The following is a 16,290-nucleotide window of genomic DNA, read 5'->3' on the forward strand; positions in this document are numbered from 1 at the left end:
CTATGAGAACATGGTCCCTACGCCGTCTTTGCTGAGCAGCTCGATGAGAATCGAGTGCGGAACACGTCCGTCCTGGATATTGGCTCTCTCAACTCCTTGGCGCACCGCCTCGACGCAGCAGTCCACCTTGGGGATCATGCCTCCCGATATGATGCCCGATTTAACGAGTGCCGGAACCTCCGATACCTTAAGTTTGGGAATCAACGTACTGTCGTCCCCCGGCTCCCTCATCAGTCCCCTCACATCGGTCAGCAGAATCAGTTTTTTCGCTTTCAGCGCTACGGCCAGCTTCTCCGCCGCCGTATCCGCGTTGATATTGTAATTGGTCTCCTCATCGACTCCGGCCGCCACCGATGAGACAACGGGGATATATCCTTCCGCCAGCATATCGAGAACCAGTTTTTCATTCACCTCGGTTATCTCGCCCACATATCCATATTCCGTGCCGTCGGAATCCTGCAGACGCACCGCCTTAAACAGGCCGCCGTCCATTCCTCCGAGACCGACGCCTTTGCCGCCCGCTTTTTCAAGCAGGGACACAAGGTTTTTGTTGACCTTGCCGCAGAGGATCATCTGGACAATATCCATCGTCTCCCCGTCCGTATAACGGAGTCCTTTGACGAATTTAGACTCTTTTCCGATTTTCTTCAGCATATCGGATATCTCCGGGCCTCCTCCGTGGACGAGAACCACCTTGATTCCCACCAGATTTAAAAGGACGATATCCTGGATCACCGCTTCCTTCAGCTCTTCATTGATCATCGCATTGCCGCCGTATTTTACAACAATGACCTGACCGGCGTATTCCTGGATGTACGGCAGCGCTTCCACCAGGATTCCGGCTCTTGTTTCAGGGGTTAAATTCATCATGTCCGATAATCTCCGTTTATTTTCACATAGTCATAAGTCAGGTCGCAGCCCCAGCATGTTACCTTGCCGTCGCCTTCCTTCAGCGTCACATTAATTTCCACTTCCTCTTCACTCAGTATCTTTTTCGCCGTCTCTTCACTGAAATCAAGCCCTCTGCCTTTTTCACAGACAGCAATGCTGCCCGCTTTGGAGGCAAATTCCACCGTCACCTCTTCGGTGTTAAACGGTGCGCCCGAGTATCCCATGGCGCATAGCACGCGGCCCCAGTTGGCGTCGGAACCGAACATTGCGGCCTTCACCAGTGAGGAAGAACAGATGGATTTGCTGAGCAGTTCCGCCGTTTCTTCATCTAAAGCCCCGGCAACGGTACAGGTCATCAGTTTGCTGGCGCCCTCTCCGTCCCCCGCAATCTTGCGGGCCAGGTCTTCCGTTACCGCATGGAGGGCCTCACAGAACGCATCGAAGTTTTTGCCCTCCTGTGTGATTGTTTCATTGCCCGCCATTCCGTTTGCCAGGACGGTGCACATATCGTTAGTGGAGGTGTCTCCGTCAACCGTGACACGGTTAAATGTCTTTTTCACATCCGCTTTCAGCGCTTTCTGTATCATCTCCGGTGAAATGGCGCAGTCGGTTGTGATGAAGGACAGCATGGTCCCCATATTCGGATGGATCATGCCGGAACCCTTGCAGATTCCGCCGATACGGCAGGCCGTTCCCTCTAATTCAAATTCCACCGAGGCGGTTTTTACCTTGGTGTCCGTCGTCATGATCGCCTCTGCGGCGGTCAGAGAATTGTCGTATTTCATTTCCATATTTCCGGCATTTTCTTCAATGCATTCCACATTCAGCGTCTGGCCGATTACACCGGTGGATGCCACAATAACGTCCTCTAACGGAACATTAAGCGCTCTGGCCGCGGCCATTGCCTCTCTTCTGGCATTCTCAATTCCAAACGGTGCACAGGCGTTGGCATTGCCGGAATTGACAATCACCGCCCTGGCCTTACCGTTTTTAAGATGCTCCATTGTCAGAAGAATCGGGGCCGCTTTGACGCGGTTTGTCGTATATACCGCCGCAGCGCTGCATTCGCAGTCGGAAAGAATCATCGCCAGGTCCTTCTTGGTCTGGGACTTTCTGATTCCGCAGCGCATTGCCCCCGCTTTAAATCCCTTTGCCGCGCAAACGCCGCCATCTATGATTTTCATATTCTAAGCTCCTCCTCATAACACTAAAAAGTTAATTAATCCGGCTGTTTCAGATTCAGCCCCCTTATCTCTTCGAATCCCAGCATCAGGTTCATGTTCTGTACGGCCGCTCCCGAGGCTCCCTTTCCCAGATTGTCGAACAGGGCCGTGATGATCGTCTGGTCATCGTGGCCGTTCACAATCAGTTCCAGGCTGTCAAAACCCGCCATCGTTCCGGCTGCAATCATGCCGTCGTATCCGAAGGGATGCACTTTTATCATCTTCTGCCCTGCATAGTGGGCGGAAAGCGCCGCATGGATCTCCTCCGCCGTCACCTTCCCGTTCAGCATCCCGTTCTGAAGCATCACGGTCACAGCCATTCCCTTATAGTAATCGTCAACGACGGGACAGAAAACCGGGGGACTGTCAAGTTCACATATCTTCTGCATCTCCGGCAGATGTTTATGTTTCAGGTTCAGGCCGTATACTCTTGGGGTACCGTAAAGCTCCGGTTTCCCGGGTGACTCATACTCCGCTATCATCTTCTTTCCGCCGCCGGAGTATCCGGTCAGTGAAAACGCGGTCAGAGGATAACCGGACGGAATGATTCCCATAGCCGTCAGAGGATAGACCGCCGTGATAAAACCCGTCGCATGGCAGCCAGGATTGGCAACCCGTTTTGAAACTTCCACCAGTTTCCGGTGGCCCTGCGAAAGCTCCGGCAGGCCATAGGCCCATCCGGGCGCCGTCCTGTGGGCAGTGGAGGCGTCGATGATACGGGTATCCGGACTGTCGGCCAGTTCCACCGCCTGCACCGCGGCCGCATCCGGCAGGCACAGGAAAACGATGTCGGCCCTGTTAATCAGCTTTTTTCTCTCTTCCGTATCTTTCCTCTTCTCCTCATCTATCAGAAGAAGTTCAATATCATCACGGTCCGTGAGGCGGTCATAAATCTGAAGTCCTGTCGTTCCTTCTTTTCCGTCTATATATACTTTTGGCTTACACATAAATCCTTTTTCCTTCCTCATGCCTGTAATCCTTTAAACGGTCCGTCAGTTTTCACGCTCCGTAATAAAACGTTCAATCACCGCAATCTGGCGCGACACTTCCTCCGGTGAAGGCCCTCCCGTCACATTTCTGCCTTTCACGCATGTTTTCAGGTCGATGGCCATATAGATATCTTCTGCAAACAGTTCCGAATGTTCCCTGTACTCTTCCAGGGTCAAATCCATCAGTGACTTCTCCTGTTTTACGCATTCCGCCACCAGGCAGCCGACCGTCTTGTAGGCATCCCTAAACGGCATTCCCTTCTTGGTCAGGTAATCGGCGCAGTCCGTGGCATTGATAAATCCCCGGAGGGCCGCTTTCTTCATATTATCCTTACAGAGTTCCATTGTTGCAAACATCGGAGTCAGGACTCTCAGGCACTGTTTCACGGTGTCGATGGCGTCAAATACGGCCTCCTTGTCTTCCTGCATGTCTTTGTTGTATGCCAGGGGAATTCCCTTTAACACCGTAAGGAGTGTCATAAGAGAACCGTAAACGCGGCCCGTCTTGCCCCTTACCAGTTCGCAGACATCGGGATTCTTCTTCTGCGGCATAATCGAGGAGCCTGTGGAAAACGCATCATCCAGCTCTACAAATTTAAATTCCCAGGAGCACCATGCGATAATCTCCTCCGAAAACCGGGACAGATGCATCATCAGGATGGAAAGTGCCCCGCAAAGCTCCACACAGTAATCGCGGTCGGACACGCCGTCCAGGGAGTTATCCGTCACTCCGGCAAATCCCAGCTGTTCCCGCACAAAATCGCGGTCGATAGGGTAGGTCGTAGAGGCCAGCGCTCCGGAACCAAGGGGCATATCGTCCATTCCTTCCAGACAGTTTTCCAGGCGGATGACATCGCGCTTCATCATATTGGCGTAAGCCATCATGTAATGGCCGAATGTCACCGGCTGCGCCCTCTGGAGATGGGTGTATCCCGGCATTACCGTGTCCAGGTTCTTTTTGGAACTGTCACAGAGCGCTTCCATAAAGTTCAGGATCAGTTTCTTTATCTCGCCGATCTCTTTTTTTACGTAGAGACGCATGTCGAGCGCTACCTGGTCGTTCCGGGAACGGGCGGTGTGGAGACGTTTTCCCGCATCCCCGATCCGCTCCGTTAAAATCTGTTCCATCGCCATATGTATATCTTCATATTCCGCCGTGAACTGGACTTTTCCCGCCTCAATATCTTTTAGAATTTCTTTTAAACCTTCTATTATTTTGTCTGATTCCTCTTTCGCAATGATTCCCTGCTTTCCCAGCATGGCCGCATGGGCCATGGAGCCGGTGATGTCTTCTTTATAAAGACGGCAGTCAAAGGAAATGGAGGAATTGAAATCATTTACTTCCAGATCCGTCTCTTTCCCGAAACGCCCTGCCCATAACTTTGCCATTGTAAGTTTGACTCCCTTCATCGAATTGCCGCCGTCTTAAGCTTCAGCGGAAACTGCTGCGCCTCAGACGGCAGTCAATGATTTTTTACTCTAAATCTTTTTACTCTACATCCGGAAAATGTTTTCCTGTCTTTGCGGCCAATGCCTGATCGTTCAGCGCCCGCACCTTGATGGGAAGTCCGAAAAGGTTGATAAATCCGGCGGAATCTGCCTGATTGTAGCAGTCATCCTCGTCAAATGTCGCCATATCGGCGGAATAGAGTGTATAGGGCGAGGTTACGGAAGCCGGAATGATATTTCCTTTATAGAGTTTCAACTTCACATCTCCCGTCACCGTCTCCTGTGTGGAATCCACAAAAGCACTCATGGCCTTGCGGAGCGGCGTGTACCACTGGCCGTTGTATACCAGGTCTGCAAATTTCAGGGCAAGCTGCTGTTTGTAGTGCTGTGTTTCTTTATCTAATGTGATCTCCTCCAGCTTTTCATGCGCCTTATAAAGAATCGTTCCGCCCGGTGTCTCATAGACGCCGCGGCTCTTCATTCCTACCAGACGGTTCTCCACCAGATCGAGAATGCCGCAGCCGTTCTCTCCGCCCAGCTTGTTCAGGACTTCAATGACCTTCTCGCAGTCCATCTCCTCGCCGTTTACTGAAGTCGGAATGCCTTTTTCAAAATGGATTTCCACATAGGTTGGGGTATCAGGCGCCTGCTCCGGTGAAACGCCGAGCTCTAAGAATCCCGGTTTGCTGATGGGGGCCTCGTTGGCCGGATCTTCCAGATCCAGTCCCTCGTGGGAAAGATGCCACAGGTTTTTGTCTTTGGAATAATTTGTTTCTTTTGTAATCTTCAGCGGGATGTTGTGCTGCTCTGCATATTCAATCTCTTTTTCACGGGAATTCAGTTCCCAGAAACGCCATGGCGCGATCACATCCATCTGAGGCGCAAATGCCTTGATTGCCAGTTCAAAACGTACCTGGTCGTTGCCTTTTCCCGTACATCCGTGACAGATTGCGTCGGCTCCTTCTTTTTTGGCAATTTCCACGATCCGTTTTGCGATAATTGGACGTGCGAAGGAAGTTCCCAGCAGATAATGCTCATAGGCGGCTCCCGCTTTCATCGTCGGGATAATGTATTCGTCTACAAATTCTTTTTTCAAATCTTCTATGTATAATTTGGAGGCTCCCGTCTTTAACGCTTTCTCCTCCAGTCCGTCCAGCTCTGCACCCTGGCCCACATCGGCTGAAACTGCGATGACTTCACAGCCGTAATTTTCTTTTAACCACGGAATTAAGACAGATGTGTCAAGGCCTCCTGAGTATGCCAGTACGATTTTGTTGTATTTCTTTTCCATAATAATTTTCCTCCATTTGCTTTACTGTTTTATTTTTCTTTTCTGCTATTCTGCGAAACAGCTACGGTCCCTTCGAAAGGCCCGCTGTGAAATTGGCATAATTATACCTCTACAAGAATAATTATGCAATACCTTTTTTGAATTTTTATTAAAAAATATTGTATATATAGTGTATATTTCTTTTTATTATGCATAAATGTGATAAACCATTCAATTTTATGCATAATTCTGTGCATTTTTTATGTGTCTGCCCCGCCACTTTTCTATAATTTTAAAAAAGGCCGCCGCAAAATGCGTTTTCCGGCAGGAATTTGAGGCCGTACGGTGTATTCCGGACGTTATCCTGTTGGAAGCCTGCATTCTGTGGCAGTCTCTTCTTTTATTTCTTTATTTTCTTAAATTGTATCTTTCCGAAACTCATCAAAATTAACAACCGGGTTTCCATTTTCATCCCGGCCGACCTCATATAAACCGGCCGACTGTGACTCCGGCTGCGGTTCGAATGTATCATACCGCTGCTTATCACCGGAATATTGTTCCGGCAAATCCGCCTCCTGCTCTTTCTGAATCCGGTCCGCCTGAACAGCGTCAGTGACTTCCTCACTGACTTCTCCGCCGTCCGCCTTCTCTTTGAGCCGTTCGATCTGGTTCTCAAGATTCTCAATTCGTTTTTCCCGCTCATCGGGTGATAATTTGTGGTTGGTTTTTACTTGTTTCAACTGTTCTTCTAACTGTTTAATTCTCCGCTCGATGGAAGAAGGCGATTCCTTACCGCCCTGCTGGATGTTTGACGCTCCCCCGCTGTTTCCAATTAAGTTGACACTCATCGGTGTTTCCCCCTTTGTTCAATTCCAATTATAAGGATTGCGTCTTATCCTCCCAAGGCGTAGATCCCTGTGCTTTCTCAATTGTAATCTTTTAACATCTGTCTGTCAATTGTGCCGCAATTTAACTCCTGTTTCTAAGACACGCTGGTTACTGTTCACTCCGTGCCCAGCAACCCGCTTCGCGATGCACAGAAACGGCTAAAAACTCCGTTGATTGTAATGAAAAGTCCACATCGCGCACTTTTCGTTGCGTCGCGCCGCTTAACTCGGGATTTTCACGAAAAACGCGTGAAAACACCTCGCGGGATACATCCGTGTGAACAGTAACACATGCTGTTACCCTTCACTTCGTGCCAGTAACACGCTCCAACACACCGGCTTTTTCCTCAAGCCTCTCCTTTCCCTGATAATCAATAACCAGAACCTTCTTTCCCATCTTTGCCACAAGAATCTGGTTTTCTCCGTCTTCCATCAGAGAATAGTGTTCATACCCCTCTTTGGAAAGACGGCTGTATGCTTCTCCGTACTTAGAGAGGTGCTCCCGTTCCAGGTCACTGTACAGAAGCTCGGCCAGCCAGTTAAAACGCGCGTCGTACAGATCAACTTTCAGCAAAGAAACACTGCTTTCCCCGGTCTCCTTCTCTCTCACGGAGGCCTGCTGGCTGATTTCGTATCTTTCATTCAGCAGCAGGCTGAAGTAATAGATCACATCACTGTCCTTATCAGGATTCTCTTCCACGGTTCCCGTTTCCAGAGCCTGAAGCACCGGGAGGGGTCTGTCCTGTATCTCCTGGTGAATCGGTCCGCCTGTCCCTATCGTCAAAAACAGCGAAGCGAAAACCGCCACAATTAATATGGTAACGATGTGGTTGGTCAGAGAGCTGTAGCGTTTCTTCTTCCCCGTCTCCACGGGCAGCTCCTCATCCTCGCCTGAGCCCAGTTTCTCACGCCATTTTTTTATCCTTCTGAATGCCGATATATTCTGATACCCAAAAATGATAAGCAGCAGGATGCCGAGTGCATAGTACAGAAAGAACGGATTTGCAATGAAAAGTCCGATTCCCCTTGCTTCCCTGGATATCGTCTTGTAACAAATAACGAAGAAACTGGAGAAAGCGACAATGCTTGAAATTCCCAGGCTCCGGAGTTTCTTTTCATATCCCTTCAGCGCAAGATTCCTGACAAGAGGATCCGTGTGGAATTCTTCGGTTTCCTCCGATTCTGCCAGAAATATGTGATACATGCTCTTGTGGCTTGTCACATACTTCCATCCCATCGTCTCATAATCCTCTTTTTTCTGAGGATCCAGTTTCCCATTCTTTTCATCGTTCGGTTCGATGCGGTACCGGACATTGGCCGGCTCGCCGATGTTAAAATACCACCATGACCAGGCGGTCTCATCCAGGAAGTATCCCTTACCGGCCATCTGTCCGAGCCAGTCTTCCACCGCTCTTAAATCCATTTCGTTGACCGGCAGTTTTTCCAGATGCTGCCCATTTGAATGTTTTACGTTCAAAATCCCCGCCTCCTCTCCGAAACCAGAATCTCTTCTATCAGCGATACCTTATCGTTTAACTTAACGCCTCCGGAATACTCTGCCAGAAGCAGCCGGCCATCCAGCATCGCTGCCGCAACCTGGGTTCCGTCTTCACGGGTTCCCGTCACAATGTGAAAATCTCCCGCCCCGCCCGGCAGCTCCCGTATTTCCATGACACAGCCGGCCAGATACTTTTTCTGCAGCTCCGAGTATAATTGAGGCGCCATAATCCCGAAGCGGGGACGGTAGTATATCACGTGGAGGGAAGAGGAATTGCCGCCCTTCTTCCCGCTTTCCCCGGCAGCTTCGTCTCCCTGATCATAAATCTCATAATTGTTTCCAGCGAACAGGCTGAACCGCCTCCACATGATATTGTCGCCTTCCCCATCTATGCTTTGTTCTTCTTCCCGGACGTTCTGTAAAGTCTCGTCTTTGTCTCCCTCCAGCTTTTCCAGGGTCAGCACGGTCCTGACTTGTTCCTCCATGGAAACCGTCTGGCCGCTCTTATCCGGAAACAGGGACAGGACCAGCCCTGCAATCAGAAGAATTACACTGAGCCTCTCCAGGGAGTGCCAGAGTCTTTTCTTTTTGCTCTCCCGGTTTGTATGTACGGTTTCGCCATCCGGCATGATTCCTGCTGCCAGGCATTTTCTCCGTCTGCATATTTTTATGCAAACACTGATCCAGCCCACAAACCAGATAATATAGAATATCTGATAAAATATCATAGCCGGCCTCATTTCAATTAAGGTCAGCACCGGATAGCGGATCAGAGCCTTCAGCACGGAGAAACCGTTGAGCGCCATCAGCGCCACTACCAGTACCCCCTCCATCAGCTCATTTCTGAGCCTCTTTTCCAGCATCCTGACGGAAAAGCTCTCCACCACCGCATCGGTATGCAGTTCTTCCGTCTCCGGGTTATCGGACATAAATATATGGTAGAAATCCCGTTGGGTTGCCGCATAGCGCCAGCCCATCGCCTCATAATCCAGCCGTTTTTCTTCGTCCAGCTTTCCCTTCTTCTCCGTCGCCGGATCGATTCGGTAGCGGACATTCTCCGGCTCCCCGGCTTCAAAGAGCCAGGCATAAGGCCCCGCTTCTTTCAGGAACCATCCCTCTGCAGCCATTTCTTCCAGCCAGTTTTCTATCTCTTTGATATCAAACGTACTGACGGGAGGATATTTATAACGTTCCGTCTTCATTGTCCGCACCTCATTCCCTGCTTTCCAGGACATCCTTTACTATCTCTGTCTTTTCCCGGAGATCGCTCTGTCCCTCATATTCGAGAACCAGTATTTTCTTTCCCTCCAGAACAGCCAGCACCTGCTTTCCTTCTCTCTCTGTAAAAGCGCAGGAATCGAAGCCCGTGTCGGCTATCAGATGATTTTCCAGATCCTCCCCGTGAATGCCCGCATATTTTTTCACCGCATCGCGGTACATGGCCTCTGAAAAGGAAGCAAACCTTGGTTCAAAATAGTAACCGGACAGGGAGGTTTCTTTCCCTTCCCCGTCTCCTGTTTCCAGTACCTCCCGTGTCTCATGCAGCTCATAATTGTCGTCCATCAGCAGATTTCTGCGTTTTCTGTAGTAATTCATGTCACCTTCTGAATACCAGAACTTCATTTCCCTTACTTCCCCTGTCTCAAGCGTTTCAAGGACAGGTAGTTTTTCCGTCAGGAGGGCTTCATCGATCCCGACTCTGTACGGACGGAACAGGAAACTGAGCGCAATGTATACCAGGAAGCAGACCGGCATATAAAACCGCCTGAACTTCTCGTTTGGATATGCCGCAAGGGGTTTTGTCTCCAGTTCCCCGGTCCTTCCCTCCGCAATGCAGACCCGCATCTTCTTTACTTCCTGAAAAGAGGAATATCCGTTCCAGATGCACCCGGCCGTCCAGAACAGCATGAAAATAAACCGCAAATCGGGCGTCATCAAGGTGAGCACCGGGTAGTTGAAAAGGCCATGACCCAATCTCACATAGAGGAGAAACCAGAAAGACGCGGCAACCGCCACGAGAATCAAATCCACCCCTAAGGATTTCTCAAGCTGTTTCAGGGACAGGCTCTCGACAAGGCCGTCCGAGTGAAGTTCCGCAGCCTCGGGGTCATCCGCCCGAAAGATATGGTACATCCTCCGATGGGTGAGCACATAGTTCCATCCCATTGCCTGATAGTCTTCTCTCTTCTCGGGAGACGGCATTGCCCCCTTCTCCGTGACGGCATCCAGCCTGTAACGGATATTTTTCGGTTCACCCTCTACAAAATACCATGATGTCCCGGCCGTGTCGATTAAGAAATATCCCTCCAGCGCCATCTGATCCAGCCAGGCTTCAATCCCCGGTATATTGATCTCTGTAAATGGAAGCCGCTTCATAATCTCCTTTTTCATAGATATCCCTCGCTTTCCGCATCGGCTATACACTGTCTCAGCCGCAGCACTTCCTCCCGGTAGGCCTGCAGCCCCTTCTCCGTGATCCGGTAGGTTCTCTTTCTGCCCTCCACCTGAATCTCTTCGATGAACTTCTCTTCCTCAAACTTGCCCAGGATTGTGTAAAGAGTTCCCGGTCCGATTTTTAACCGGCTCCCCGTCCTCTTCTCCACAAATTCGGCTATCTCAATTCCGCACATCTCTTTTCCAATAAAAGACATCAGTACATAAAACATGGATTCCGTCAATATTTCAAGCGTTTTCTTCGCCATAATGCATGCACCTTCTTTTCCTGCAAATCCACTTAACCGGCCAATCCACTAAACCTTTAAATCCGGCTGAATTTCCCTCATCTGTGAATCCGTCAAATCCAATATCGTTTCTCAATATCGATAGTCGATATCGTATATTGATATTATAATACAGGAGACTCTTTCTTTCAATAGCCGTTCCTGACAATTTTCTTACGGAAAACCGGCTAAATTGATTACCGGAAATTATTTCCCGGCATGTAAGAAGCCGGAGACGCGCATAAATCCCGCATGTCTCCGGCTTTTCAAACCAAAGAAACTCAATCCATCGAAATACTGAAATAACCGCTCTCCCGTTTACGCCAGTTCAAACATTCCATTATACAACTGGTAATAAACGCCTCTTTGTCCGATCAGGTCCTCATGGTCGCCTCTCTCGATAATCTTTCCCTGTTCCAGTACCATAATTGCATTGGAATTGCGTACCGTGGACAGGCGGTGGGCAATTACGAATACGGTCCTGCCCTCCATGAGGCGGTCCATTCCCTTCTCGATCAGCCGCTCCGTTCTCGTATCGATCGAGCTGGTCGCCTCATCCAGGATGAGGACGGGCGGGTCGGCCACGGCCGCCCTGGCGATGGCCAGGAGCTGCCTCTGTCCCTGGGACAGGTTGCTTCCATCCGCCGTCACCATCGTGTCATAGCCCTTCGGCAGACGGCTGATAAAGGAATCGGCGTTGGCCAGCTTTGCGGCCTCCACCACCTCCTCCATCGTGGCGTCCAGCCTGCCATAGCGGATATTGTCCGCGATTGTGCCGGTAAACAGGTGGGTATCCTGAAGAACCATCCCCAGGGAGGAGCGCAGAGCATCCTTTTTGATATTTCTCACATCGATCCCGTCATAGGTAAGACTTCCTCCATCAATGTCGTAAAAACGGTTAATCAGGTTGGTGATCGTCGTCTTCCCGGCGCCGGTGGAACCGACAAAGGCAATCTTCTGCCCCGGTTTTGCATAGAGGCTGATTTTCTTAAGTATCAGGTGATCCCGGTTATAACCAAAATCCACATCCTTAAACTGTACGTCACCCCGGAGCCGGGTTAACGCCCCGTCCTCCGCTTTCCAGGCCCAGATTCCCGTCTTTCGGCCGCATTCCTTTAAAGAGCCGTCTTCCGTCTCCTCCGCATATACAAGAGTAACCTTTCCCTCGTCGGTCTCCGGCTCCTCCTCCATCGTCTCAAAGACACGTTCCGCTCCGGCAAGAGCCGCCAGAAGGAAATTCGACTGCATGGTAAACTGGTTGATTGGCATTGCGGTCTGTCTTACAAATACAAGATAGCTTGCAAGACTTCCGATATCGGTCCACCCCTTCAGAGCCATAAACGCCCCGATCATGGTGACAATCGTATAATTGATATAGGAAATACTGACCACCATCGGTATCATGGTGCCGGAATAAGTCAGGGCGCTGACAGCCGCCCGCCTAAGCTTGCCGTTTTTCTGCCGGAACTGTTCGATGTTTTCCCCTTCGTGATTAAACACCTTTACCACTTTCTGGCCCGCCGTCATCTCCTCAAGATATCCGTTCAGTTCCCCCAGGTATTTCTGCTGGTAATTGAAATAGTATTTGCTCTTCTTCCCACTGTAACGGATGTAGGCGAACATCAGGATATAGCAGGCGAACACGATCAGCGAAAGGCGCCAGTTGAGAATAAAAATCAGGGTGAGCGTCCCCACGATCTGGATGAAGCTCTGGATGACCATTGCAAAGCTGTTGTTTAAGGCATCCGAAACCGTGTCGACGTCGTTGGTAAACCGGCTCATAATATCGCCGTGGGTCCTTGTGTCAAAATATTTCAGCGGCAGCTTCTGGATATGCCGGAATAAATCCTCCCTGATCTCGGCCGTAATCTTCTGGGCCGCCCTTACCATGAGCTGCGTATAGCCGAACGACGATAAAACACCGGCCAGATAGACGACGCCCATAAACAGGACCGCATAAAAGAGGCCCTTCATGTTACCCGGCACAATATAGTTATTGACGATTGGTTTCAGCATATAGGTACCGAACAGGCCCGAAAGGGCGCTGATTGTCGTGAGTATGGCGACGAGCAGGAAGAGGAACTTGTGGTTTCCCATATACCCCAGGAGCTTCTTTATCGTTCCCTTCAGGTTCTCGGGCCGTTTTGCGCTAAGCTGTCTTGCCATTTTCATCCGCTCCTTTCTGCTGGGAATTGTAAAGCTCCTGATAAATCGGATCCGACGCCAGAAGACTCTCATGGGTTCCCGTGGCATGGACTTTTCCGTCCTCCAGGATGATAATCTGGTCGGCATCCATGACCGAAGTGATTCTCTGCGCAATGATGAGCTTTGTCGTATCGGTCAGCTCACTGAGCTGTTTTCTTATCTTCGCGTCGGTGGCCGTATCCACGGCGCTGGTGGAATCATCGAAAATCAGTACTTTGGGCCTCTTTAGAAGCGTCCTGGCAATACAGAGCCTCTGCTTCTGTCCGCCCGACACATTAACGCCCCCCTGCCCCAGATCCGTATCATATCCGTCCGGGAAACGCCCGATAAACTCATCGACACAGGCGGCACGGCAGGCCCATTCTATCTCTTTCTCATCCGCATCCCGATTTCCCCACAGCAGGTTTTCACGTATCGTCCCGGAAAAGAGCACGTTTTTCTGGAGCACAATGCCGATGGCATCGCGCAGATGGATCAGGGAGTATTCGCGGACGTCTCTCCCGTCCACCTTCACGCTGCCCTCCGTGACATCATAGAGACGCGGTATCAGCGAGACAAGGGTGCTCTTCGCTGAACCCGTTCCTCCGATTATGCCCACCGTCTGTCCTTCTTCTATATGAATATTAATGTCCGTCAGAACTCTGCGTTTCGCTTCCTTCTTATATTTAAAGGAAACGTGTTCAAAATCGATTGTGCCATGTTCGATCCGCGCCTCCTTCTCACTGCCGTCCATCAGATCCAGGGGCTCGTCGAATACTTCCCCGATTCGTCTTGCACTGGCCAGGGAGCGGGTCAGCATCAGGAATACGTTGGATATCATCATCAGGGAATTCATGATCTGCATGACATAGCTAAGAAATCCCGTCAGTTCGCCGACCTGCATTCCTCCCACCTGGATCATCTGCCCGCCGAACCACAGAATCAGGATAATGGCCGCATACATTGTGAGCAGAAACGAGGGCATGTTGAGAACGGCGAAATGAAAGGTCCTCTCGCTGTTTCTCTTCAGATTATCATTCACCCCGGCAAATTTTTCTTCCTCGTATTCCCCTCTGACAAAGGCCTTCACTACGCGGATTGCCGTCAGGTTCTCCTGGACGACCGCGTTCACATGGTCGACTGCCTTCTGCAGTCTGCCGTACATCGGGGCAACCTTTAAGATGATTCCAATCAGAATAGCCGCCAGCACGGGCATGCATACCGCAAACACCAGAGCCAGCCGCGCGTTCAGATAACAGGCCATCAGAAGGCCCAGCACCATCATGACCGGTCCGCGGATCATCGGTCTCATTCCACCCACGATTGCATTCTGCATTACAGTCACATCGGTGGTGAGCCGTGTAATCAGGGAAGAGGTTTCATAGTGATCCAGGTTTCCGAAGGAGTATTCCTGCAGCTTCTCATACTCCGCCTCCCGCAGTCCCGCGCCGAATCCCCCCGCGGCCCTGGCCGAATAGCGGGCATACAAAAGGCCGGTGCACAGAGAAATGAGCGAACATACCACCATCAGTCCCCCTTTGGAGTATATGTAGTTCAAATCCCTCCCGGCTACGCCCACGTCCAGAATCCCCGCCATAATCATTGGGATAATCAGTTCAAAGCTGGTCTCTATCACAACGAAAAAGATGGCCAGAAGAAAATCCGGCCGGCATGGCTTTGCAAATTGTAAAATACGTTTGATATCTTTCATTATTAATGCCTCCGCTGAGTTGTTGTCGCGCATTCATTTAGCCGTCTTATAGTTAGAATACTAACTATTGTCTAAAATTATTTTATGACGGCTCTGCCAAAATGTCAACCTGTCAAATGAAGAGGATGCCCAAAAGTCTGTTTCCACCGGAAACCTTCTTTCAGAACATCCTCTTTATCCCTCATCTTTATATTGTTTCGGAGACACTCCCGTCATATTCTTAAAAACGGTGCAGAAATAACTGACACTGCTGAATCCCGTCTGCATGGCAACCTCATTTAACGCCATTTTCTGTGACAGCAGCTCCTTGGCCCTCTCAATCCGGTAAATCGATATATACCGGTTAAACGCCACCTGATACAGCCGTTTGAACAGGCGTCCGAAGTGGTATGGGCTGTAGTGGAAAATCTGTGCGGCTTTCTCAAGGTTAAACTGGCTGTCGGAGTAATTCTGTTCAATTGCCTCGTCAATGTAGCGCACCAGCAGTTTATCCCCGTTCTGCATATCTGTGCCGACACAGCTCATCACGCTTTTACAGTACTGCCAAAGGAGATTTTTGATCTCTTCTATGAATCTGCAGTTTGTGATATTCCTGGCAGATTTAAAATAGATATTTTCCAGCTCCCCTTCTTCCGAGGCCATCTCCACAAAACGGCTCTTGATCAGCCCCAGCATCTCTATAAATACAAATCTCACATCCACCGGATCCATCAAAACGGTCTGCATATAGCCGACGCTTTCATCCGCCAGGCGCCCTATCTCCTCTTCATTGCCTTCCAGCATTGCGGTGATCACTTTTCCGGAACAGGTGCGTATCACATCGGGTTCGTAGAGCACCCTCGGCATTTTTAATTCTCTGAAGTAGGCGTACTGGTTTTTCTTTCCCCTGAAGCCGTCGAGAAGCGCGCTCTTGCACTCCGCATAGGCCTGCGGAAAGTGATCAAGGCCGCTGCAGTAGGAGCTGATGCCGATGGTAATGTCTTCCCCATCCTCCTCATTCACCTGGGCTATGATCGTTTCTGCCAGTTTTTTCAGTTTATCCGCATACTCCTTCTCCTCGCTGTAGCGTTTTTGGGGAGTACATAAAAATATACCGATAATTCCCCGTCCCAGATAGTCCGCAACAAGCCCTTCCACCTGATTGCGCAGAAGGCTCCTCTGAATCGACTGGATGATATGGAACATCCTCGGAAAATGGTTAAAATCGGGATAGACCCAGAAAACGTCCTTGTGATCGGTCTGTACGAGCATCATGCGGTTCGGAACTTTGGACAGGCCGATAACCCCCAGAATGTTCTGGAGGTTATCGGAATTTAAGTTTCCATAGATTATGCTGTATGCAAATTCCTGGCAATATAAATCGTAATTGCCGTTTTTCGTATTTCCACAGAATTTGCGGAAGAAATGGGGAATATCACTGACATTCGTAAGCTCATTCTTTTCATCTGATTTCGCCAATTGTGCCACC

At 50.1% G+C, this 16,290-nt stretch carries 13 protein-coding genes; all 13 read right to left on the reverse strand.

Annotation, left to right across the window (positions count from 1 at the left end; genetic code table 11):
- Positions 1 to 870, reverse strand: coding sequence for an acetylglutamate kinase (gene argB, locus QZT18_RS02575; protein WP_294143914.1), 870 nt, complete (start codon positions 868 to 870; stop codon positions 1 to 3).
- A complete protein-coding gene (argJ, locus tag QZT18_RS02580) occupies positions 867 to 2,075 on the reverse strand; it encodes a bifunctional glutamate N-acetyltransferase/amino-acid acetyltransferase ArgJ (protein ID WP_294143915.1) in 1,209 nt (402 codons plus the stop codon). The genes argB and argJ overlap by 4 nt, the downstream gene beginning before the upstream one ends.
- 35 nt (positions 2,076 to 2,110) lie before the next feature.
- Positions 2,111 to 3,061, reverse strand: coding sequence for an N-acetyl-gamma-glutamyl-phosphate reductase (gene argC / locus QZT18_RS02585; RefSeq protein ID WP_294143916.1), 951 nt, complete (start codon positions 3,059 to 3,061; stop codon positions 2,111 to 2,113).
- 45 nt (positions 3,062 to 3,106) lie between these two features.
- A complete protein-coding gene (gene argH / locus QZT18_RS02590; RefSeq protein WP_294143917.1) occupies positions 3,107 to 4,492 on the reverse strand; it encodes an argininosuccinate lyase in 1,386 nt (461 codons plus the stop codon).
- A gap of 100 nt (positions 4,493 to 4,592) precedes the next feature.
- Positions 4,593 to 5,843: an argininosuccinate synthase gene (locus QZT18_RS02595; RefSeq protein ID WP_227033332.1), complete on the reverse strand. Its 1,251-nt coding sequence runs from the start codon at positions 5,841 to 5,843 to the stop codon at positions 4,593 to 4,595.
- A gap of 395 nt (positions 5,844 to 6,238) precedes the next feature.
- Positions 6,239 to 6,670 carry a hypothetical protein gene (locus tag QZT18_RS02600; RefSeq protein ID WP_294143918.1) on the reverse strand — a complete coding sequence of 144 codons (432 nt, stop codon included), beginning with the start codon at positions 6,668 to 6,670 and terminating at the stop codon, positions 6,239 to 6,241.
- Positions 6,671 to 7,013: 343 nt separating this feature from the next.
- Entirely contained in the window at positions 7,014 to 8,186 is a 1,173-nt protein-coding gene (locus QZT18_RS02605) for a DUF2812 domain-containing protein (RefSeq protein WP_294143919.1), read from the reverse strand.
- The gene (locus QZT18_RS02610; RefSeq protein WP_294143920.1) at positions 8,183 to 9,409 is read right to left on the reverse strand and encodes a DUF2812 domain-containing protein; all 1,227 of its coding nucleotides are present in this window, start codon (positions 9,407 to 9,409) and stop codon (positions 8,183 to 8,185) included. The genes QZT18_RS02605 and QZT18_RS02610 overlap by 4 nt, the downstream gene beginning before the upstream one ends.
- Before the next feature lie 10 nt (positions 9,410 to 9,419).
- The gene (locus QZT18_RS02615) at positions 9,420 to 10,598 is read right to left on the reverse strand and encodes a DUF2812 domain-containing protein (protein WP_294143921.1); all 1,179 of its coding nucleotides are present in this window, start codon (positions 10,596 to 10,598) and stop codon (positions 9,420 to 9,422) included.
- Entirely contained in the window at positions 10,595 to 10,909 is a 315-nt protein-coding gene (locus tag QZT18_RS02620; RefSeq protein WP_294143922.1) for a PadR family transcriptional regulator, read from the reverse strand. Before QZT18_RS02620 ends, QZT18_RS02615 begins: the two co-directional genes overlap by 4 nt.
- 336 nt (positions 10,910 to 11,245) lie before the next feature.
- Positions 11,246 to 13,093: an ABC transporter ATP-binding protein gene (locus QZT18_RS02625; protein ID WP_294143923.1), complete on the reverse strand. Its 1,848-nt coding sequence runs from the start codon at positions 13,091 to 13,093 to the stop codon at positions 11,246 to 11,248.
- A complete protein-coding gene (locus tag QZT18_RS02630; RefSeq protein WP_294143924.1) occupies positions 13,077 to 14,822 on the reverse strand; it encodes an ABC transporter ATP-binding protein in 1,746 nt (581 codons plus the stop codon). Before QZT18_RS02630 ends, QZT18_RS02625 begins: the two co-directional genes overlap by 17 nt.
- Positions 14,823 to 14,996: 174 nt before the next feature.
- Positions 14,997 to 16,280, reverse strand: coding sequence for a helix-turn-helix domain-containing protein (locus QZT18_RS02635; RefSeq protein ID WP_294143925.1), 1,284 nt, complete (start codon positions 16,278 to 16,280; stop codon positions 14,997 to 14,999).
- Positions 16,281 to 16,290: the final 10 nt, after the last annotated feature.

This window comes from uncultured Clostridium sp., from assembly GCF_900547735.1.
In the GTDB taxonomy this organism is placed as follows: Bacteria; Bacillota; Clostridia; order Lachnospirales; family Lachnospiraceae; genus Otoolea.